This is a genomic window from Streptomyces sp. NPDC012825 (genome assembly GCF_042900925.1).
GTDB lineage: Bacteria > Actinomycetota > Actinomycetes > Streptomycetales > Streptomycetaceae > Streptomyces.
This window is the reverse complement of the sequence record NZ_JBIBBZ010000013.1, coordinates 1-19229: the sequence shown is the minus strand read 5'-3', so window position 1 is coordinate 19229 and position 19229 is coordinate 1. Positions and strand designations below refer to the sequence as shown.

Annotated in this window: 20 protein-coding genes; 13 read left to right on the top strand and 7 right to left on the bottom strand. The window is 67.7% G+C overall.

The annotated features are described in order from the left end of the window. The first annotated feature begins 1264 nt into the window (after positions 1–1264). The 3 genes from ACFY7E_RS23895 to ACFY7E_RS23885 all read left to right on the top strand — a co-directional run bounded on the left by ACFY7E_RS23895 (position 1265) and on the right by ACFY7E_RS23885 (position 2974). The gene (locus tag ACFY7E_RS23895; RefSeq protein ID WP_389487957.1) at positions 1265–1441 is read left to right on the top strand and encodes a hypothetical protein; all 177 of its coding nucleotides are present in this window, start codon (positions 1265–1267) and stop codon (positions 1439–1441) included. A gap of 460 nt (positions 1442–1901) precedes the next feature. Continuing rightward, a complete protein-coding gene (locus ACFY7E_RS23890) occupies positions 1902–2078 on the top strand; it encodes a hypothetical protein (RefSeq protein WP_389487955.1) in 177 nt (58 codons plus the stop codon). 275 nt (positions 2079–2353) lie between these two features. Continuing rightward, positions 2354–2974 (top strand): hypothetical protein, encoded by a 621-nt coding sequence (locus tag ACFY7E_RS23885; RefSeq protein WP_389487953.1) that lies wholly within the window; start codon positions 2354–2356, stop codon positions 2972–2974. Between the two features lie 156 nt (positions 2975–3130). On the opposite strand, the gene ACFY7E_RS23880 is transcribed toward ACFY7E_RS23885, so the two are convergent. Then, complete coding sequence (locus ACFY7E_RS23880) at positions 3131–3376, bottom strand: hypothetical protein (RefSeq protein ID WP_389487951.1); 246 nt, start codon at positions 3374–3376, stop codon at positions 3131–3133. Positions 3377–3588: 212 nt separating this feature from the next. Between ACFY7E_RS23880 and ACFY7E_RS23875 the strand changes: the two genes are divergently transcribed. From ACFY7E_RS23875 to ACFY7E_RS23860, 4 genes are all read left to right on the top strand, one after another. Then, positions 3589–4821, top strand: a complete 1233-nt coding sequence (locus ACFY7E_RS23875; protein ID WP_389487947.1) for a hypothetical protein — start codon at positions 3589–3591, stop codon at positions 4819–4821. 363 nt (positions 4822–5184) lie between these two features. Beyond that, the gene (locus ACFY7E_RS23870; RefSeq protein ID WP_389487945.1) at positions 5185–5358 is read left to right on the top strand and encodes a hypothetical protein; all 174 of its coding nucleotides are present in this window, start codon (positions 5185–5187) and stop codon (positions 5356–5358) included. Between the two features lie 1294 nt (positions 5359–6652). Further along, a complete protein-coding gene (locus ACFY7E_RS23865; RefSeq protein ID WP_389487943.1) occupies positions 6653–6940 on the top strand; it encodes a hypothetical protein in 288 nt (95 codons plus the stop codon). 732 nt (positions 6941–7672) lie between these two features. After that, positions 7673–8068 carry a hypothetical protein gene (locus ACFY7E_RS23860; RefSeq protein WP_389487941.1) on the top strand — a complete coding sequence of 132 codons (396 nt, stop codon included), beginning with the start codon at positions 7673–7675 and terminating at the stop codon, positions 8066–8068. A gap of 319 nt (positions 8069–8387) precedes the next feature. Here ACFY7E_RS23860 and ACFY7E_RS23855 read toward each other — a convergent pair whose 3' ends face one another. The 3 genes from ACFY7E_RS23855 to ACFY7E_RS23845 all read right to left on the bottom strand — a co-directional run bounded on the left by ACFY7E_RS23855 (position 8388) and on the right by ACFY7E_RS23845 (position 10008). Further along, positions 8388–9047: a restriction endonuclease gene (locus tag ACFY7E_RS23855; RefSeq protein WP_389487939.1), complete on the bottom strand. Its 660-nt coding sequence runs from the start codon at positions 9045–9047 to the stop codon at positions 8388–8390. After that, the gene (locus ACFY7E_RS23850; protein ID WP_389487937.1) at positions 9044–9334 is read right to left on the bottom strand and encodes a hypothetical protein; all 291 of its coding nucleotides are present in this window, start codon (positions 9332–9334) and stop codon (positions 9044–9046) included. The genes ACFY7E_RS23855 and ACFY7E_RS23850 overlap by 4 nt, the downstream gene beginning before the upstream one ends. 437 nt (positions 9335–9771) lie before the next feature. Continuing rightward, on the bottom strand, positions 9772–10008 hold the full coding sequence (locus tag ACFY7E_RS23845) for a hypothetical protein (protein ID WP_389487935.1): 237 nt from the start codon (positions 10006–10008) through the stop codon (positions 9772–9774). A 664-nt stretch (positions 10009–10672) separates the two neighbouring features. Here ACFY7E_RS23845 and ACFY7E_RS23840 point away from each other — a divergent pair. The 3 genes from ACFY7E_RS23840 to ACFY7E_RS23830 are packed head-to-tail and all read left to right on the top strand — an operon-like array spanning position 10673 to position 12083. After that, entirely contained in the window at positions 10673–10936 is a 264-nt protein-coding gene (locus tag ACFY7E_RS23840) for a hypothetical protein (RefSeq protein ID WP_389487933.1), read from the top strand. Then, the gene (locus ACFY7E_RS23835; protein ID WP_389487931.1) at positions 10933–11460 is read left to right on the top strand and encodes an RNA polymerase sigma factor; all 528 of its coding nucleotides are present in this window, start codon (positions 10933–10935) and stop codon (positions 11458–11460) included. Before ACFY7E_RS23840 ends, ACFY7E_RS23835 begins: the two co-directional genes overlap by 4 nt. Beyond that, positions 11457–12083, top strand: a complete 627-nt coding sequence (locus tag ACFY7E_RS23830) for a hypothetical protein (RefSeq protein WP_389487929.1) — start codon at positions 11457–11459, stop codon at positions 12081–12083. Before ACFY7E_RS23835 ends, ACFY7E_RS23830 begins: the two co-directional genes overlap by 4 nt. Positions 12084–12678: 595 nt before the next feature. Here ACFY7E_RS23830 and ACFY7E_RS23825 read toward each other — a convergent pair. After that, positions 12679–13224 (bottom strand): hypothetical protein, encoded by a 546-nt coding sequence (locus ACFY7E_RS23825; protein WP_389487927.1) that lies wholly within the window; start codon positions 13222–13224, stop codon positions 12679–12681. A 211-nt stretch (positions 13225–13435) separates the two neighbouring features. Further along, positions 13436–15364, bottom strand: a complete 1929-nt coding sequence (locus ACFY7E_RS23820; protein WP_389487925.1) for a DNA/RNA helicase domain-containing protein — start codon at positions 15362–15364, stop codon at positions 13436–13438. A 351-nt stretch (positions 15365–15715) separates the two neighbouring features. Here ACFY7E_RS23820 and ACFY7E_RS23815 point away from each other — a divergent pair, with 351 nt between their 5' ends. From ACFY7E_RS23815 to ACFY7E_RS23805, 3 genes are all read left to right on the top strand, one after another. Then, complete coding sequence (locus ACFY7E_RS23815; RefSeq protein WP_389487923.1) at positions 15716–16681, top strand: protein NO VEIN domain-containing protein; 966 nt, start codon at positions 15716–15718, stop codon at positions 16679–16681. 353 nt (positions 16682–17034) lie between these two features. Beyond that, entirely contained in the window at positions 17035–17676 is a 642-nt protein-coding gene (locus ACFY7E_RS23810) for an RNA polymerase sigma factor (protein ID WP_389487921.1), read from the top strand. 15 nt (positions 17677–17691) lie between these two features. Beyond that, positions 17692–18099, top strand: coding sequence for a hypothetical protein (locus ACFY7E_RS23805; RefSeq protein ID WP_389487919.1), 408 nt, complete (start codon positions 17692–17694; stop codon positions 18097–18099). Positions 18100–18763: 664 nt separating this feature from the next. Here the strand turns inward: ACFY7E_RS23805 and ACFY7E_RS23800 are convergent. Beyond that, the coding region (locus ACFY7E_RS23800; protein ID WP_389487917.1) for a hypothetical protein at positions 18764–19229 on the bottom strand (466 nt) is incomplete at its 5' end.

Here is a 19229-nt window from a genome sequence, read left to right as displayed (position 1 = left end):
CCCCGGTCAGCAGCCGCCCACCAACACCGACTGGGATGTCCCCGTCTGCTGACACCACTACGAACAGGCTCTGCAGGTGGCACCGGCATTACGTTTGCCAGGAGCCACCTGCAGCGCTGGCCGATGTCTTAACGGTCAGGCGACCCCGCACTCAGAGCCGCTGTCTATTTGCTTCAAAGCCACGACACCGTCGATCCTCCAGCGGCCCGCGCGGCGACGTCTCGGGCCCGGCCTGACCGGACTTGCTGCCGGCGAGCTGTCCGTGCCGGAGGGCGGCAGGAACAAGTAATCAGCGTGCCGCCTGACCGGAAACCACGACTGCACACCAGGTCAGACCGCCAATCCGGGCTCCACCGCGGGAAAGGCAGCACGACCCAGGACGCAACCCAGGGTGTGACCCGGGGCAGCACCCAGGAGGCGACTCAGGGCGGGACCCATGGCGCGACCGTGGCGGGCTAGCCGCTAGGGTCCGCTCAGCCCGTGCCGATATGGCGTGCACGGGCCAGGCCCGGCGCCCAGGGGGCTCGCTCTCCGGGGGCAGTACCGTCGGGCCGCCCCAACTTCTCCCGCCGTGCGCGCACCGGGCAGGGGAGGCGTTCGCCTAATGAGGCGAGAACGATCCTCCCCGCTGTGCGCGAGCACCAGGCCGTCACCGCCGCCGGTACGTGCGCCCCCGGCGAGGCCGACGGTTTCCCTCGGGGTCGGGCCTCTGTAGGTCCTGGAGGGCTCCCACAGAGAAGTAGTCAGCGGCGCCGACCTCCCCCTCAGACCCTTTGACATGCAGGTCACAGCCTCACACGGGCCTCTGCGTCCGGCACCTGGGGGCAACTTGTAGAACAACCTGCCCACACCCTGGTCTCGTCCTCGCAGGGTGACGTAGGCCACTCCGCGTAACAAATGGCTGCCACCCCCAAATAACCAAGTCGTAGGACAGGAGCGTTCAGCCCGCCTCGTAGCAGTACCTCAGGCCGCATTCAATACGCCGACCGCCCGGGAAAGTCCCAGGTCAGCTATTGAATGCGGCCTTCGCCGTGTCCATCGTGACCAGGAGTTGCGTGCCTTGGTGTGCCGCGTCGCAAGGTGCTCTCGCCAACCCGGCGAACCGTGCTCACGGTGCCCGTCAAGCGTTCGCGAATCCTTCCGCTCCTGTGCCCGCAGGGGTGCTGAACGGATTTTCGCGAGAACTCGATCCACCGCCCGTCACGCCGGACTGTTGCCCCGGCGCTCACCCGGAGCGCCTCCAAGCACCCGAAGGAGAACCACCGTGTCCACGCTCGCCCTGCTCGTCGTCCTGCTCCTGGCCCTCGTCCTCCCGCTCTACATCGGCGTCCTTGGCTACGTCGTCCTGCGCCACCCGCGCTTCGCCCAGCCGCTGACCGTCTGCGGCACCTGGGCCCCCACCCTCGTCGCTCTCCTCGCCCTGGTCGTGGTGCTGCGGTGACCCGCCGACCCGACCCCGCCACCAGTAACACGCGGAGTAACACGACCTGTCAGTCACACGGACTGATCTCGACCGATGCCCTCAAACTCCCACTTGGCGCCTTGTGTGACAACGCCTCATGTGACAGTCCTCCCTGGCGGCCGGCCCGCCCGGATCGAAGGCGCGCACCTCCTTGACCGCCTTGCACTCCAAGGCCGCACCCCCTTGACCACCCGCTGGTCAAGGGAACGGACCCCAGCCGCTGTTCACCCCGCCCCGACGCCCGTACACCCGCCTGCTGCCGCACCCCGCACCTTCTTGTCCGGGCGCGGCGTGCAAGGCGCCCGGATCGCCGTACAGCGCTTCCGGTTCTTGACGACCCGGAGGCATTGGCTCAGCCGTCCGGTCCTCACCGTGCTGCCACCAGCCCTCGGCCTGTCCGGGACGGGAGGACTTTTTCTCGACCACCAGGAGGACACCCATGCCCATCGACCCCTACACCGCCGCCATGCTCACCGTGCTGTGTGTGGCCCTCGTGTGCGCCACGGCCGTCTGCATGACGGCGATCCTGCGAGCCCACCGCTCCGACGTCGTCGCCGTGGTGCGGGCGCTGCCCGAGCTGGCCGCGACGCTGCTGCGCTGGCGACGAAGGCGGTGATCGGCCTCGGCTATGAGGATCTCACCCCCACGCGACCGCATCCCAAAACTGGTCATTACGTATGTAATTGCCATCCGGGGAATGAGGGAAGTGCCCCATGACCTGCGTTGTCTTGGCAGGTGAGACGGAAATCGGCAGGGAATGCGAGCTCCCGGAATTCCGTGTATACGGGTCTTGGGCCCGCTTCCCTTCTTCAAAGGAGAGTTGGGCCTTCGTGCTGTCGGGGTCCGTGCTTCTCCCGCGAAGAGGTGGAAGCCGGGCCCGGGGTGGGTCCGGTGAAGCAGGGGCCCGCCTCGAAGATGTCCAGTCCCGGCGGCGGGCCCCCGGACCCAAGGGGCCACCTTGAACGTATCCGTGATCGCCTGCGGCCTCACCCTGGCGGCCGTTCCCGGGCGGGGGCGGCGTCGCTGGACGTCAGGTTCGACCTGATCAGCGGCTTCTTCCTGTTGGCCGCGCTGATGGTGGGCTGGCTGGTCTACCGGTGGACCGCGCCGGCGCCCAACGCCGGGCTTCAGACCTCCAGGGGTGAGCGGCTGATGTACGCGGTCGTGTCGGCGGCCGCGATCATCGCGATCGGCTCCTACTTCGGCGACGGGTTCGGCGGCATCGAGCGCGTCGAGGAGACCAGCACCGACAAGCCCCGCGCGGCCGCGGCCGCGCTGCTGGTCGTCGGGGACCAGGACCACGAGGTGATCGAGGCCGTCCGGACGCCCGCTGGCGGGTGGAAGCGTGACCAGCTCGCCGCCTGGGGCGTTTCCTGGCCTCCGCCCAGGGGCTGGAAGGACGAGCTCGTCGAGCGCTGGAGGGCCGCCGACCAGGACGGTGCCCCGCCGTCCCTGCCCCGATCGATTCCGGCGCTGGACGGTTTCGCGCAGGAGACGCTCGATTTCGGCTGACCACCGTCTACGGGGCCGGGCAGGAACGCCCTGCCCGGCCCCGTCGGCTACTCCCGCAGTCCCCTGACGAAAGGTCCTCCGGGGTTCTGATCCGGTCGGACGGATCGGCCAGGAACTGTTCCGGCCGCCCAGGTGTCCCGTAGCGGGAGGCTGTGGTTACGCGGGGGGTGTGGGCGGGGTGTTCTGCTGGTGCTTCTGGTGCTGCTGGCGGTGGGTGCGGCGGTTGGTCCACCAGGTGCGGCGGTCGGGGGAGTCCTGGGGGAAGAGGGTCTGTACGGAGGTGGCGGTGAGGGTGAGGACGAGGCAGATGACGACGCCCCACCAGGGTGCGCCGGCCATGACGGTCGCAAGTCCGCTGACGGCGGTGACGGAGGCGGGGATCAGGTTCGGGGTGCCGGCCATGGGGTGACCTCTTTCGCTTGTGCTGTGTTCGCGTCCGCCGTGTGCGGTCGCCGGACATCAGCTTCGAGCGGCGGTGAGGGTTGCGGGAGTGGGAACGGCCTGTTCCCGGCAACTGGCAACACCCCTGCCTGGTATGGCTGTTCATGTGATGGCGGGCTGGCGGGGGATGGAGGAGAATCGAATGTCCTTAAAGCCAGGGGACGGGGGAGCGGATGGAGCGTTCGACGGGCGGGGGCGCAACCGCCCCGTCGCAGGCTTACGCGGCGGCGTTGCGGGAGGCCATGGCCGGCTATCTGGCCGCGGGCGGCACCCAGAAGGCGATCACCGAAGGTCTTCCTTTCGGTCCCTCGGCTCTGTCCCGGTATCTCAGCGCCGACCGTCTCCTGCACCCCGGGGACCTGCCGAGGTTGCGGGCGGCCCTCGCCGAGCGGGGCCATCCCCTGGACGAACAGGCGTATGCGCGCCTGGAGGGGTTGTGCAAGGCGGCCTACGCCGCCAGCGGCTCACCGTCCGCACAGCTCACCTGGCTCCAGTACGAGTACGGCCGCCTCACCGAAGAACACAAACGGTCGCAGCAGCTCGCCGAGACCCGTCTGACCGAGCTGGAAGACCGCACCGGCCGTCTCACCGACCAGCTGCGGCAGGCTCTCGGCCGGATCGAGAAGCAGGACAAGAATCTGCGGCACGCCCAGGACTACACCCGCCAGATGGAGACCGAGCTCGCCGAACAGCACAAACAGGCCGACAGGCTGCGCGGGGAGGTCGAGGTCCTGCGAAAGCAGAACCGACGGCTCATCGAGGAGCAGGCGGGCACGGTTCCCGGGGTGTCAACGCCGGTCAGGACTGCCGGGCCCGGCAGGATCGTCCGGCACACGGAGGGATACCGCTGGGCCGGGTCCTTTCAGGGTCTTGACCAGGAGTCCGGCTTCTTCACGGACACGGGCGTCGAATTCGGAACGCCGAACACCCCTTTCACGACCTCGACCTCGACCTCGGGCCCGGTCACCTGCGGCCCCCCGCCCCACCCGCCCACCATTCATCGGCCCAACGATGGCATCGAGGACTTCCCTCCGCCTCCGCCCCCGGAGGAGCAGGCGGAGGCGCGGCCACCCTGGCTCGGTTACTGCTGCGTCGCGCTGACGACCTACCTCGGCTGGGTGCTCTGGCTGACGTTCATGGCCGCACTGGTGGCCGACCCGGGCCCCGGCATCGCCGTGATGATCGTGACCGCCCTGGTCGCCCTGGCCTGCCGTGTTTTCGTTCTGGGACTGCTCACGAAACTTCTGGGGCTGGACGACGAGCTGGATGACAGACTGCGAAACACGCTGTTTGTGACGCTGGCCGTCACGTTCGCAGGATGGCTGGCCTCGGTCATGGGCCTCGTCTTCACCGTCCTGGGAGTCGACGCGCTCGCCACATGGATCGCCACCGAGGTCCTGCTGTAGGCCGCGGCGACTTCGTCGAGCAACGACGGCCCGCCCTGACCCGCCGGCCTCTTCCCGGAAAGTCGGGGGGATGGGCGCGGGGTTCGGGGGCATACGGGTGTGGAGTCCACAGGCCCCCCCTGTGAAGGAAGAGTCGGCCGGTTCCCCCCTTCCGGCCGGCTCTCGGGTTGGCGAACGGCTCGCACCATCGGGCGGATGGTGCGAGCCGTTCGCCATGTCCCGGCCCTTCCGGAATCTATTGAATGGGCCTGCGGGGTGGGTGAGTCTGCCGGGGTTGCGCGGCTAACTTCCCGCCGGGTCAGGGTGCGGACCGCCGCGTTATCCGACCGGCCATCGCACACCCACACCTCAAGGGGACCCTCCATGTCCACGACCACCACTTTGGTCCTGCTGCTCCTGTTCATCACCGGCTTCGCGGTGCTGTCGGTGCCGGTCTACCTGGTCTGGCGTCACCCCCGCCTTGCCGCCCCGCTGGGTGTCTCCGTGGCCTTCGGCGCCCTGTTCGCCGCCGCGGTGGCCGCCGCGCTGAAGCTCTGACCGCCGGCCCGCCCCCGGCCCGGGGCGGGCCGTTTTCCCTCTCTCCCGGGTTTTCGGTGCTCTCCCTGGTCAGGTCCGTCATGCCGGTCCGTCGCAAGTCCGTCGTAGATCCGTTCCACGACGGACCGCATGACGGGCCCTTGAGGCCCGCCGCTCGTTGCTTGAGTCCTGGGGTCACGCGTCACCAAGAGCCCCAGGGACAAGTAGTCGGTGCGCCGGGGCGGCGGGATTGGCCACTGCACAGCAGGTCACCGCGCCTTCCGGCGTCATGCCGCCTTGGAGGCGATGCGACCCGGGGCGGCACTTGGGTCGCGACCCGGGGCGGCACCCAGGAGGGGACCGAGGGCGTGACCCAGGACGCGACCTTGTCGGCAGGCGCTCCCGCCCCGGCCCGGCGGCCAGTCCCCGGCTCCCACTCGTGCCCGGCGGCCGGTACCCGAAGGCTCGGCGGCACTCACTACGGCCCTGGCCGCATATCGCCAGGCTTACCAAGCCCCGGCCGGCACCGCGCCGGGTGGCGCCTGACCTGCGAGGGGCACCGTTTGGGTCACTGCCCCGGGGCGGACCCGTGGACTTTGGATGAGGGGCCTGGCTGCGCTCGTCGTGTACGTCTGCGGCTGGCGCGGTATGTCACCTCGATGACGTACGCCCGGACCACCGTCGGCACCGGTGGCCCCACCGGGCGGTGAGTACCGCACGACGCCGGGCGTGGGGACGGTGGCACGGGAGGTGTTCGGGGCGGGCCGGTTACCGGTTACAGCTCCGAAGCATCGCCCCGGACCGGCCTCTGAGCGGCGTGGAAAGGCGTTCCGCGGGCCTGTAACCGGTAATCGGGGTGGTGCAGGGGCGGGAGACTGGGGCGGTGAGTACCGCACGACGCCGTCCCCTCGGCCCCGGCCCCGTTCTTCCCGAGCCCGCCGTCCGTGACCTGCGCGCCCGCATCGCCGCTGAACGCGCGGCCGCTGGCGAGTGGGCCGCTGAACCCGCCCCCGGCGCAGCCGGACTCCCCAAGCCGCGGCCCGAGCGGCGGTGCCTTGGCGATGGTCCGGCTGATTCCGGGACCGCGTCCATGCCGCTGCCGTAGGGTTGGCGGTAGCCCGTGCCGATATGGCGTGCGTGGGTGAGGCCCGGCGCCCGGACGCGCTCTGGGAGCAGTACCGCCGGGCCGCCCTCGTCCTTCTCCTCCTGGCCGTGCGTGAGCACCGGGGCGAAGGAGGCACTCGCCTAATTGGGCGAGAATGATCTTCATCGCCGTACGGACACGGCCTTATCGTCTTCGTCGCAGGGAGTGGGCATGGGAGGGATGGACGCCAGGGCGCGGGTGGCGGGTCTTGTCGTCGCGTACGCGGTTCTGGTCGACGCGACCAACGCGTGCGACGCCGTGGACGAGGTTGTGGTGGCCGCCGACAGTTGGGTTTCAGCGAAGGAACTCCTGCGGGCCCGGGGCTACCGCAAGGTCCCCAAGCGGGCCATGGGCAACAGGATCCCGCAAGAGGCGGTCGCGGCAGCCCTCACCGATCCCGGAACGGTCTTCCGCAAGCGCTTCATGGCAGATACGCCGTGGACACCCGCCGCCAAGTGAGAAAAGGCTTTCCGAGAGCATCGGGCCCGCGCTCTCGCACAAAGGCCGCGTACCGTCCCGCCTCGGCCAAGCCGGCCGATCTTCGGGTCGGACTTCGTACGCGCTCTCTTCAAAGGGTCTCGTAGGGGCAAGTAGTCGGTGCGGCGTGCCGCTCGGATCGCCGGTTGCACAGCAGGTCACCGCGCCTTCCGGCATCACGCCGTCCCGGAGGCGATGGGACCCGGGGTGGCACTCAGGATGCGACCGAAGGCGCGACTCAGGACGCGACCTCGTCGGCCGGTGCCCTGGCGGCCCGTTCTCCTCCCCGACCGTGCCCGGCGGTGGGCCCCGAAGGACCGCCGCCCGGCGCCTCGGCGGCCGGGCGCGCCGGTTGTCACACAGCGGTTCACACGACCTGTAGTCACACGGCTGACGTGCGCCGATCCCCCGTAACCCCCGCCGTGTGTTACTGCGCTTGTGTGACTGTCCGGCCCGGCCCTTGGGATCGAAGGCGAACACCCCCTTGTCCGGCTGTGCCGCACCCCCTTGTCCCGCTCGGCTACCGAGGGATTTCTCCGCAGGACGGCGCGCGGTGTCCTGTGGAGTGGAAGGGCAGGCGCGCATCTGTGTGACTGTGAGGGACTTACCACGGCCCCAGCACCGTAACGTGGGTGCCCTCTGCCACATGATCTTGACCATTTGCCGAGCGACTTTGACTGACGGTCGGCGCGGCGGTTCTGGCACCCTGGGCGGGTGTCGAAGAAGCAGAAGCGCACCGCGACCCTTGCCGAGGTGGTGGCGGCTCTGCCGCCACGAGTGGCGGAGGAGTCGGGTAGTTCGTACGACTCGCCTGTGGCGGCACGTGGCTTCACTGACGCAGATGGCTGCTACTGGCAACTCGCCCGTGGGCTGCTAGACCCGCGCCGGGCCAAGCGGCTGGCAGTCGACGCCGACATGATGTCGATGGGCGTCTACTACGACGACCAGGTCGAGCGGTGGCTTCCCCGTTTCCTTCCGGAAGCCGAGCGCCCAGCCGCCTGGCGTGAAGCGCAAGCCCGGTTCGGTGCCGTCGACCTGCCGGCCCATGAGGCATACGAATTCACCGCGGACGACGGCCGTGTTCTCCTCTTCATCGAGACGCATTGCTGAGCTCGCCTCCCGCAGCGGCTTCCTCCCGATCCGCCCCTGTTCCGAAGGCGGGCGCTCTGGGCCTGCTAGTCAAGATCACTTGGCAAACAGTCAAGATCATGTGGCAGAGAACAGTGGGCCGGGGCGGATAGGGTCCGTACCAGCCCGTGCCGATATGGCGCGCACGGGTGAGGCCCGGCGCCCAGACGCGCTCTGGGACGCAGTACCGCCGGCGCCGCCCCAACTTCTCCCGCCGCGCGCACCAGGCCGGGGAGACACTCGCCTAATGAGGCGAGAACAATTTTTCTCGACGTGCGCGAGCACCAGGCCGTCACCGCCGTTACAGTGGCCGGCGGGGTGGTGGCACGGCCCGCAGTAGTTCCCACAGGGGTTTGGAGCCGCTGGCCCAGGTGCCGAGCAGGGTGCGGTCGACCAGGTGCAGCCGTTGGGAGCGGGCGAATTCGAGGGCGGGTTTGGAGAATCTGCCGTTGGTGACCAGGACGACGATGTCGCCTCCGTGTACGGGGCGGCCGGTGCCGTTGAGGACCTGCAGGTCCGGGCTGCCGACCGCCGCCCCGGCCAGGCCGTTCTTCCTGTGTTTGCACTGGATCACCCAGCGCCGCCCGTAGGGGTCGGTGGCCTTCACGTCCGCGCCGTTGTCCCCGGCACCGCCGACCTGCACCGCGTCCGCGCATCCGTCGCGCTGCATCAGGTCCCGTACCGCGTGCTCGAACTGCCGGTGATGCAGCGCGTCTAGCTGCGCCAGCGCATAGCGCAGGCCCTGCAGGCGCACCCGCTCCCACCGCGCGGCCCGTTGCCTGGCGACCACCCACAGGGCCAGCGCGGCGCCGGCGACGAGCACCAGGACGACCGGAACCCAGGGGTGCGCGCGTACGAAGTCCACCACCGCCGCGATCACACACCCCGCGATGACCAGAGCACCAAGGGCCAGCAGGAGCTGCTCGCTGCCGTCGGCCTTCCGAGAACGCCGCCGGCTCACCGTCCGCCTCCACTGCGGTCCCACTTGATCGGGTAGGACACCGCCGGCACCGGACGCGGCGCGGCCTGCTTCCACCCGGGCCACCGGATCGGATACGACACGGTCGGAGCCGGCGCCGGCGCCTTACCGGACGCGGACTTCTCCCAGCCCGGCCACGTGATCGGATACGTCACGCCCGACGAGGACCGCGGCACCGGTAACCGCTCCCCGCCGCCCGGCGCGCCGCCTGCCGGGGTGCCGGAGCCGCCGAAGATGAACACGGCCGCCACGATCCCGATGGCCAGCACGGTCTGCTTGTGCGTCCCGGCCGGCGCCCTCCAGTGCGCCCGCACCGCTGTCCCGTCCCGCTTGGCGTATCCCCTGATGAACGGCAAGGCCGAAGCCCCCTCCCCTGGTCGATCGCGCGCTTCCCGCGCAATCGACCAATGTAGGCCCCGGCACTGACAGTGGGTCACACACAAGCCACTCCTCGTGATCTTGGAGTGCCCCGGCCAGCTCCCCGAGCAGGAGGAGCTGCGCTTCTGCCCCCGTCGTAGCGGGACGGCGCGGAACACGGGGACCGGCCCCGCCGAGCCCAGCGACCTGGTGGAGCCGTGGTTCATCAAGGCTGTGGCGGCCGCCGGCACCGTCATCACCTTCGCCGGCGTGCATCTGAAGCAAGAGCAACCGCTCATAGGGCGAGGGACCCGGCCATTGGCCGGGCCCCTCGTTCTCGTGCCGCCGACTACTGGGGTAACCCGGGCGCCACGCTCGCCGGAGCCGACGGAGCGGGCACCTGCGTCGCGCCGCCGCCTCCGCCGCCGAGCGCCGCCAGGATCAGCAGGACCACGACCGCCAGCAACCCGCTCCCGCCGGCCGCCACCACGGCCGGGGCCCCGATCTGTCGGTGATGTGCCCGCACATAGGAGCCGTTGGCCCGGTAGTGCCCCCGCACCCTGGTGGTGCGGACGGTCTCCGGCACGGCCTGCGCTTCGGGGGCTCTGCGCGGGGAGGGGATACGGCCCGACGCCGGACGGGACCGTCGCGTATGGGGCCGTACGTAGGAGCCGTCCTTGCGGTAGTGACCTCGAACGTGATGAGCCATGGGGACCGTCCCTCAATCAGTCAGAGAGGTACGCGATGACGGCCCTCGGCCGCACCTCTCACGGTAAGACCCACCACTGACAGCGGTGCCCCACGAACCCTGCTCCACAGATCCGTTTATCGCCCTGTTCCGGAGCGCTGAACAGGCCGACGAGAGGGCCACCGGGACGAAGACGTTCTTCTCGCCGATGACCGCCTTCGCCGGCCTGCGGATGCCAGCGTGCTGCACGAGAACGCGGCGGAGCTCCCCGCGGGCACCCCCTGCGAGACCGGCGGGTTCCTCAGTGCGCACACGGTCCCACCTCTGCACACCTTCGTCCTCAGGCGCGGCGTGCCGGGAGAAGTCCCGGTCCCTGTGATGACGGTGACTTGTGTTTGTGCTGATCAGAGAGGTGTACTCGCGGCAACTGGGGTGGGCGGGAAAAAAGTTGGTCAGCGGCATCCGGATCCGAGCCCGTCGGCGCGTGTAAGAGGTGAGGGCGTCAACGCCCTCGTCAACGAGTCGATGATGGGAGGCCGGTCTGGTGACCTGGCTCGAGTGGATGGGAGCGGGTGGGATCTCGCTCCCGCTGATGTTCCTGGCGTACTACGCGCTGCGCCGTTCGAAGAGCGTGGTGGAGATGTGCCTGAAGGAGTACCTGCAGGCGCGCACGGAGCGCGAGCAGCGCGCGACGATGATCGCGATGGCGGCGGCGCTGCCGGAGGGCGGGGCCGCGGCCCGCTTCGAGGAAGGGCAGCCGGCGTGGCTGTTCTACAAGCACTCGCAGCAGGACCATCTGGCGATCGTCACGCGGGAGGCTGCGTGACCGAGCCCGACCGGGGCATGGACTTCGAGGCGTTCGTCCTCGAGACCAGCGCGGCGTTCTTCCGCGTAGCCCGGGCCGAAGCGGGCGGCGACCTGTACAGCGCCGAAGACGCTGTACAGGTCGCTTACATGCGCATGTTCACGTCGTGGGAAAAGATCATCGCGCGGCCGGGCAGCCCGGCCGCCTACGGCCGCACCGCGGTCAAGAACGCGGTGATCGACCAATTCCGGCGTAACCAGCGCATCGCCCTTGCGCCGATACAGGAACTGCCCGAACAGGAATCCAGGATCGGCATCCCCGATGCCGCCTACGAGATGATTAAAGAGGGTATCGATGAACTAGTTGCCAAACTTCCCGACCGGCAGCGGCAGGTCATCACCCTGTGCGTCCTCCAGGAGCTCAGTCCTGAAGACGCCGGGAAGCGCCCGCGCCTTAAGGAGGAGTCGGTGAAGAGTTACATCCGCATGGCCATCAAGAACCTGAAGAAGCACATCAACGAGACCGGCGAGGAGGTAACCGTATGAGCACCTGGGACAAGGAACACGAGCAGAACGTCATCCGGCTCCTCGCCGTATGGGCCCTGCTCGAACGCTCCGAGCAGGCCCTTTCGACAAGTCCTCGGACACCCGAGGACTCTGTACAGGCGGAGGAGGGCCAGCCTTCGGGCTGGCCCCCGCCCCCCGCCCCCTGCCCGGACGACCGGGAGCAAACCGAGGCCAAGAGCGAACTAGTACTTCTGCTGGCACGAGAGTGCTCCCACACAGCCACCGCACAGGAAACACGCCGAATCGCAGAACTCCTGGAATACCTGAACCGGGACGATGAAGCGTTTCCCTGGTGGCAATTGGCGGCAGAGCGAGGCGACGAAGACGCGCAGGATTATCTTGAACTCATCCATGCCGAAAGGCAGGAGCAAGATAACCAGCCAGTCGAATCGCCCTCGTCCCCAGTACTAGAAGGTAGTTCAGCGCTGTATGTGTGGAAAGCCAGTGACACAAGTGCCGGATCGTGCACATTCGCCGCTGTTCAACTTGCGCTGAGCGCTGCGTCCGGCACAGAGATGAGCGAAGACGCAAAACGCCTGGTGAGAGAAATCGAGGAGTACTTGCAGCATCCCGATCGAATGACAGATGGAAGGCGACGCTAATGCCTAGCATCCTTCTGTCATGCCTACACCTAGGAGCAGCTCTATAGGCAGTCCCATCATGCGTGCCTCACGCTGAGGCACAACGACTCGTTGAGACAGCGGCTCGCCCACACTGGGCGGGCCGCTGTCGGCTTCTCCACCGCAGATGACGACAGGACAGGCCAGCGGTACGGCCCCCTGAGGCGGATGGGCGCGGCAGCGGCACTGAACAGGTACCAGCGAAGACGGCAAGGACTAGCCCTGCCCACGCTGTGCAGCGACGGTGGTCACAGCTGACACGAGGCGACCAAGCGCTGACGGCTCCTGCCACGGCCTAGCTCTGCTTTCACGTCCCGCCACCGCGATGGCGACTAGCGCTAATCGATTTGCGCTTCTCCCGAACCAGCGCTGGGCCTGTCGCACCCTGCAGATTCCCGACTAGCAGAAGGCCGTCCTGCCACCGGGTGCCGAGCTCCGTAAGTCGACTGGCGCAGCTCCCGGACAGGCGCTGTTCCTGTGTCACCGGGCCGGCAGAACGCCACGGGCGCCACTAAGGCCTTTCGTGGCCGCCGCCCGCCGCTTCGCCTGACTGCTCGGTGCGATGTGCCGACTGCGTTCAGGTGACGCTGTAGGCGAGTTCGGCCAGCTGAAGGGCGTCGGTCAGGCTTGTCTCGTCGGTGAGGTCGACGCTGACGCGGTACTCCCGGTGCCCGGTGGTTAGGGTCCGGGCGGCTTTGATGCCGAGCTCGTCGAGCTGCTGCTGGCTGTAGCTGAGCCGGAGATTGATGGTGCTGTACTCCGCGTAGACGTAGGCGAAGCCGCCGAACTGGGATCCCTGCCGGCGCAGGCGCAGGTAGCGGCTGTAGTCCAGGGGAGCGTCGGGCAGTGCGTTCTTACGCTTGATGCCGTAGACGCCGACGTTGTCCCACTGGGTCGTTTTCTGGAGAAACCGGATGAACAGGTCGGGAGCCGGGCTGCGGCCCAGTAGCTGACGTACTGTTTCCTGCCCCTCGTCGGCCACTCCCGGAATTCGGGCCGGCAGCATCACATCGTCCGGGCCGTCTTTGGTGGTCACCGAAACGGGGCCACGGTGTTGGTCTGCCAACTCCTTCAGTACCTGCGAGGCATCCAGTTCCTCAGGAGTTCCCTCGAACTGGAACACGGTCACCCTCATCGGATCCCCCTCATGTCGACGCCCCTAAACTACCATCATCTATGTATAGCAGAGGCCTTCTCTGTGTAGCTCCTTCGAGCGTTCCCCTGGCGAGTGTGAGATCCAAGGGGTGGGGGCTCCCGTTCCACCATTTGCGCACGCCCGTTCTTGGGCCTGCACCCAGTCCAGAGGCCGGCTCGTCGGAATCCAGCGTCCCAACTCAGGGGCGTGCGCTTGATCGCCTCTGCGGCTTGTCAGCTGGTGGCTGTGGAGGGATGAGCCGGGTGAGGAACTGGTGGGTGGTGGGGTCGGTGGCGTGGATGCGGGTGGTGTGTGTGCCGCGGGTGAGTAGGACGCGGTAGGTGTTGAGCGCGTAGCGCAAGTACTGCTCCGGGGGCAGATCGCGGAGGGCTTCGTCGTGGCTGTGGTGGGGGCGGGCTTCCCAGTGGTCGTGGTTGTAGGTGAGGTCGGGGCCGACGATGACGCCGGCGTGGTGGTACTCGAGGCCTTGGGCGGTGTAGATGCAGCCGATCTGCTGGTGCCCGCCGGTGTGGGTGGCCCAGAGCTGGCTGCGGGGGGCGAGGGGAGCACCGCTGGGGTCGGTGAGGGTGTCGCGGGCGTTCCAGGCTGCTCTCCAGACACGTGTCTCGCCGGTGGGGCAGGGGACATCGATGGCGATGTCGAGAGGGAGGGCAGTGGCTCCGCGCGTGCGGGTGCGGGGCCAGGGCCAGCAGAACCCGCCGGCGGTGCGGGCGCTGTGCCCATCGGCGGTGGCCTGCTCGATCCATTCCTGCAGCTCGAAGGGATCCCCGGCAAGACCCAGTTCGTACTCGGCGTGCCCGCTCCAAGGGACCGGTGTCCCGTACAGGAGCGCATCGACCCAGGCGGTGTAGGCGGCCGAGCCGGCGCAGCGGAAGGACCCGGTGAGTTCCAGATGGTGGTGTTCGCGCCCCAGGCCCTGGGCGGCCGCGCGTATTTCTCCGACGCTCGCGCCTTCGTCGGGCCGGATGACCTGCCGCTCGTCGAGGAAGATGACAGCCAGTGCAACCTCCTTCACCACCGCGACCAGGTCCGGCGCCAGCCCCGGGGAAGCGCCGCGCTTGATGCGCTGCGCCTCGTCGATGATCAGCGCGCCCGCCCGGTGCGCGGTGCTGCGCAGGAATCCGGCCGCGGGGAAGAGTTCGCGGGCGGCGCTGTGTCCGCTCACGGCGTCCAGGAGGTGGGCGCGCAAGGTGCCGGACGGGGTGATGAAGCAGGGACGCGTCGCGGGGTAGGCACGCATGAGGTGGCCGAGCAGCCGTACCGCGAGCGCGGTCTTGCCGCTGCCGGGTCCGCCGCTCACGGTGATGACCGCACCCTTGACCGGCCCCTCCCGCACCATGGTTTCGCCGAGAGGGGGCAGGTGACGGGCCGCAGCGGCGCGGATCCGCAGGAACGCGTCCTGCTGGGCGCCTACGAGAGCGAACGTGCTGCTGCCCTCCAGCTCGGCCCCTACGTGCTCCAGCAGACGACTGGAGGGCTCCCACCGAATACCTTCGAACGCCTGCACCTGACCGGCATCCGGTGCCTTCAGGTCCCCGGCGAGCAGCCGCCCCGCCAGCGCCCCGGCCGGCCCGGACAGGTCGTCGGCGGTCAGGACCGGAATACCGGCCCTCGCACCGCCGCCGGACCCGGCCAGTAGAGCCGCCCCTTCCTGTGCACTGGCGTTGTGCAACACCACCACCGCGCGCACGTCAAGCCCAGGCGCCGCCTTGGGCCGCCAGTGCTGAAAGAAACTCCGGTACGCGTGGACCTGATGCACCGGATGTGCCGTCACCACCCCGTCGCCGCGCTGGACCCGGGTCGCGTCCAGGACGCGGCAGGTCTGCCACTGCTTCAGTTCGACCACCACCAACCCCAGCACCCCGTCCGCTCCGGCGCCGACGAGCAACGCGTCCAGCCGCCGCCCACCCCCCGGAGTCCCGTACTCCAGATACACCTGCAGATCCGACAACCCACCCCGCACCAGCGCCTCGAGCAATGGTGGCCAGCTGTTGCGCCAGCTACGCACCTCGGCCGCGCCCGGCGTCCCGAACCCGGCCGCCGTGTACCGGGCCACGCACTGGGCGATGAACGAAGGATCGTTGACCAGGGCGGCGATCTCACCCACCTGCCCGCCCGCCGCACACGCAACGCTGCCCACCGGTGACCCCGGCACCGCTGCGCCCGGCCGGGTGCGTGGGGCGGGAAGCGTGACGCTGTCGGGCACGGATGCTCTCGCGGACTGGTCGGACATACGCTTCCCCCGGTTCTTCACCACCCCCAGCAGCCCAGACCACCATCTCAAGCCGCCCGTCCGCAACGTCTGGAAACCCTGTCGCTGCGGACACCGAAGCTGAGCCAATGTCAGCGGCCGTCACTACGCTGGGAGTTGTCGTCATCTGTCGAACCCGACCGCAGCAGGCTATCAAACTTGAATCTCTATCGACGGCTCGATAACAGCATGCTTATCATGCCCTGTATGAAGAGTTCGACGTTCGTCATGGTCCACGTGGGACAGAGCATCGAGTCCCAGCGCAACCTCGAGCATGGCATCGAGACCCTGTCCTGGGGCTTCCCTGAAGAAAAGCCCGAGTACAAGGGCGCAGAGCCGCAGTTCGCCGTCCTGGCCACGGGCGCTTCCCCGCGCGTCCAGCTCGAGAACTGGCTCAGCGACACCGCGACCCTCTACCTCTTCCAGGTCCGCGGAGGCTTCTACAAGGGCACGTCCTGGCACTGGCCCGACGAGGAGGCCGAGAGACGCCTGAAGTACCCCCAGCGCTTCGGCATCGAGCCCCTGGCCAAGCTCGACAACGTCCCCCTGGGCCCCGATGGCCCGCTTACCGAAGCCGGAAGCGACGCCATCCGCCGCTCCGGCACCGACCGCGGCATGGGCAAACTCGTCCAGATGCCCGCCCAGCGCCTCCTGGAACTCGCCGGCATCCCCGTCGACCCCGACCAGCCCGCAGACGTCCCCCTGGACAAATCACCCGGATTCACCGCCGAGCAGGTCGAGGGCAAGAAGAAACCCCAGCGCCGCCGCCGCGGCGCCGGCTACATCTCCGACCCCAAGAAGCGCAAAGCCATAGAACTGCATGCCGAGGACCACGCGGTCGCCCACTACGAAAAGGACGGCTGGACGGTCGAGAAACTGGGCAAGCCCTACGACCTGCGCTGCACGCGCGGCACTGAGGAACGCCATGTCGAGGTCAAGGGGACCACGGGGGCCCCGACGAGCGTGGAGCTGACGATCAACGAGGTCCTGCACGCACGGGACAAGGACAACACCGTTGACCTCTACGTGGTCAGTGACATCAAGATCGATACGAGCACCGACCCGTACACCGCCAGCGGTGACAAGGTCACGCTCTACACCGATTGGGAGCCGGCCGAGGAAGACCTCAGGCCCCGCAAGTACGAGTACCGGCTTCCCTCGGAAACGGGCTGACCGGCGCGGTTCGGCCGCGGGAAGTGAGTTGACGGACTGATGCCCGGTGTGAACGGGCGTGGCAGTGGCACTGGATGGGCGTCATCAACGAGGACTGGGTTCAGACCGGCTCCCGCTGTACAGCGATGATGATCGTGGCTGCCATGAGGTGACCAAGCCGCTGCCATCGTGGGCTCGTCGCGTGTATGGCCAGCTGCTAGGGCGTGCCCATTCACAAGGGTCGAATGGAAAAGTTTTCTGTCCTAGGGGTGTCCGAGTCTGCTTCTGGTCTCGTGTAGTGGGGTGCAGCGCGTCCGCGTTGTACTGGCCCCCCGGCCCACCTGCCGGGCCGGCGAGTTGATTGGGGAGAAGCCGTGGGTTCCACGACGTCTCTGTGTGCGGTCCACTGTCCGCTCGGGTCCTCCTCCGAGTCCGACGGTGTGCGGCACTGCATCACCACCGAGGTATCCGTGGGCCGGCTGCCCGTGTCCTTCGACACGAGCAGCATGACCTGCGAACTGGACGCGGACTTCACGCAGTTCGTGGAGACCACCAGGCCCCGTCTGGTCGGATGGGCCTTCTGGCGGTACGGCGACGCCGCGCCGGCGGAAGACCTGGTCCAGATGGCGTACCTCAACCTCTGGGAGAAGTGGGAGGACTACCACTCCCACGACCCGGAGCACAAGAAGGCTCTCGCGTACAAGACCGTTAACCGCGCATTCATCGACTACAAGAGGAAGAAGTCGAACGGATACGTGCCCACCGACCTCACCAGCTATGACGTGGTCGGTGAAAGCGATATTGAAGCAGAGCTCATCGCTACCGAAAGCGTACGTGAAGTACTGCAGGCCCTCGAGCAGCTCCCGGAAATTTTCCGGAGGCTGATCGAGTCCGTCTACTTCGACGGGAACACCGTGGCAGCGTTCGCCGAATCCGAGGGCCTCGCCCCGAAGACCGCGAGCCGCTACCGCATCAAGGCCATGCAGATGTTGCGTGAGCTCCTCGGAGAGCGTTAGGGAAAGAGGCAGACAATGGACGCACTAGAAGCGCGTCTGAGTCTGGCCGCTGATTACCTCAAGAGGGAATCCAGCGCAGCTATCGAGGAACTGATGGTCACGGCATTCGATGTCGTCCACACTCCTACGGCCGGCGCCGGGCAACTCGACCGGCGGGGGGAGGGATTTTCCCTCCCCTCCTCGGGGGGAGATCCCCGGCCAGCGCACCGAAGCACCTCCCAAGAAGCGTCGGATCCACGCTTCTTGGCAGAGCTTCAGACCCTGTTGGAACGAGAAAATAAGGAGCCACTTGAAAGCCACGCTCTGCGCAGGGTCGCAGAGCTGACCGAACTGTTCGAAGGCGAAGAAGAAGCTCAGATCTGGTGGCACCGGGCAGCACTGCAAGGTGACTCGGTAGCCATCATGATGCTCGCCGACGACTGAAGAACCCTGACGGCCGCGACAGGCAGGATCGCAACCGTCCACACCAGAAAAGAGGTCTGAGAACAGCTAAGGGCCGCGCAAGGAGGAAGCACGGGCTAGGCCAAACCCCAAGGAAACCGAACGCCGAACGTCGGGCAAGGGTGAGAATTGCTCGACAGTGCAAAGAGAATGAGGAAGGGAGTGATTCGCATGTTAAGATGATCAGTAAAGTCTCGTAGAGAGACTGTACAGTAGTAGTGGTAGGAGCCCAGCACCGGGGGTGCTGGGCTCCTCTCCGCCCCCCTTTACTTAAGAAGCCGGAATCTGTGCCACAGTGCATCTCGGAATGGGTGGAGTAACCTCCACGACAATCTTATTACCAGGCTCATCGAGCACCCATTCATTGAGCGCGACATCGGCACCCAGAAGGAGCGCTCCGGTCAGAAGACCGATAGCAACCGACCCTCGAATATTGGCCGGGTTGAACCACTTCACCAAAGACCTATCGCTTTTCAACCAGTTCCCCAAGTGTTCGGAAGAGATCCTCTTACCCAACAACACGAGGGCAGCGATCAGATCAGACACCCCCTTAGGGGCCAGTCCATGACTGTGATGATCTGCGGGTTTTTGTCGGTGGTGGTTCGGCATTGTGATGTCAGTGGGTGAGTATCGAGCTCTCTGCTGTTCAGTGGGTTGTCGTGGGTGGCTCGGCTGTTGTCAGGGATGCCGGTTTGGTGCTGACGTTTGTGGTGATGATGCGGGTCGTTTGGTTGCCGGTCGGTACGGAGCTGCACGCCACCCGGACCGTGATCGAGACCCCGCGGGTCTTGGTCGCGATCCTCGTCCCTGCTCTGGCGTCGGCCGCGGACGCGCCGCGCAGGCCTCCTACGCCCTGCGCGGCGCTCCGGAAGCCGACACGCCGTGCCTCCGGCAGGACGCCGCAGGCGCCACCGAGGCCTTCGTGGCCGCCGCCCGCCACTTCGCCCGTCCCTGACTCTGAGTCCGGGTTCAACGCTCGCTCGCCGGCCCGCTCGCTTGCCCGCTCGTGGGCGGCGTGGGAGTTCTCGCGTTCTTGTCCGGTGTGGTTCTCGTTTCGCTGTCCAGATGGGTGGGTGCGGTTTGTGGGCTGATTGGCGTTGTCTTGCGGGTTG

Bases quoted from the DNA above. Each gene is read 5' to 3' on its own strand.
- ACFY7E_RS23830 (WP_389487929.1), top strand. From the start codon at position 11,457: ATGAGCACCTGGGACAAGGAACACGAGCAGAACGTCATCCGGCTCCTC.
- ACFY7E_RS23815 (WP_389487923.1), top strand. From the start codon at position 15,716: ATGAAGAGTTCGACGTTCGTCATGGTCCACGTGGGACAGAGCATCGAG.
- ACFY7E_RS23870 (WP_389487945.1), top strand. From the start codon at position 5,185: ATGTCCACGACCACCACTTTGGTCCTGCTGCTCCTGTTCATCACCGGC.
- ACFY7E_RS23875 (WP_389487947.1), top strand. From the start codon at position 3,589: ATGGAGCGTTCGACGGGCGGGGGCGCAACCGCCCCGTCGCAGGCTTAC.
- ACFY7E_RS23890 (WP_389487955.1), top strand. From the start codon at position 1,902: ATGCCCATCGACCCCTACACCGCCGCCATGCTCACCGTGCTGTGTGTG.
- ACFY7E_RS23840 (WP_389487933.1), top strand. From the start codon at position 10,673: ATGGGAGCGGGTGGGATCTCGCTCCCGCTGATGTTCCTGGCGTACTAC.
- ACFY7E_RS23805 (WP_389487919.1), top strand. From the start codon at position 17,692: ATGGACGCACTAGAAGCGCGTCTGAGTCTGGCCGCTGATTACCTCAAG.
- ACFY7E_RS23880 (WP_389487951.1), bottom strand. From the start codon at position 3,376: ATGGCCGGCACCCCGAACCTGATCCCCGCCTCCGTCACCGCCGTCAGC.
- ACFY7E_RS23865 (WP_389487943.1), top strand. From the start codon at position 6,653: ATGGGAGGGATGGACGCCAGGGCGCGGGTGGCGGGTCTTGTCGTCGCG.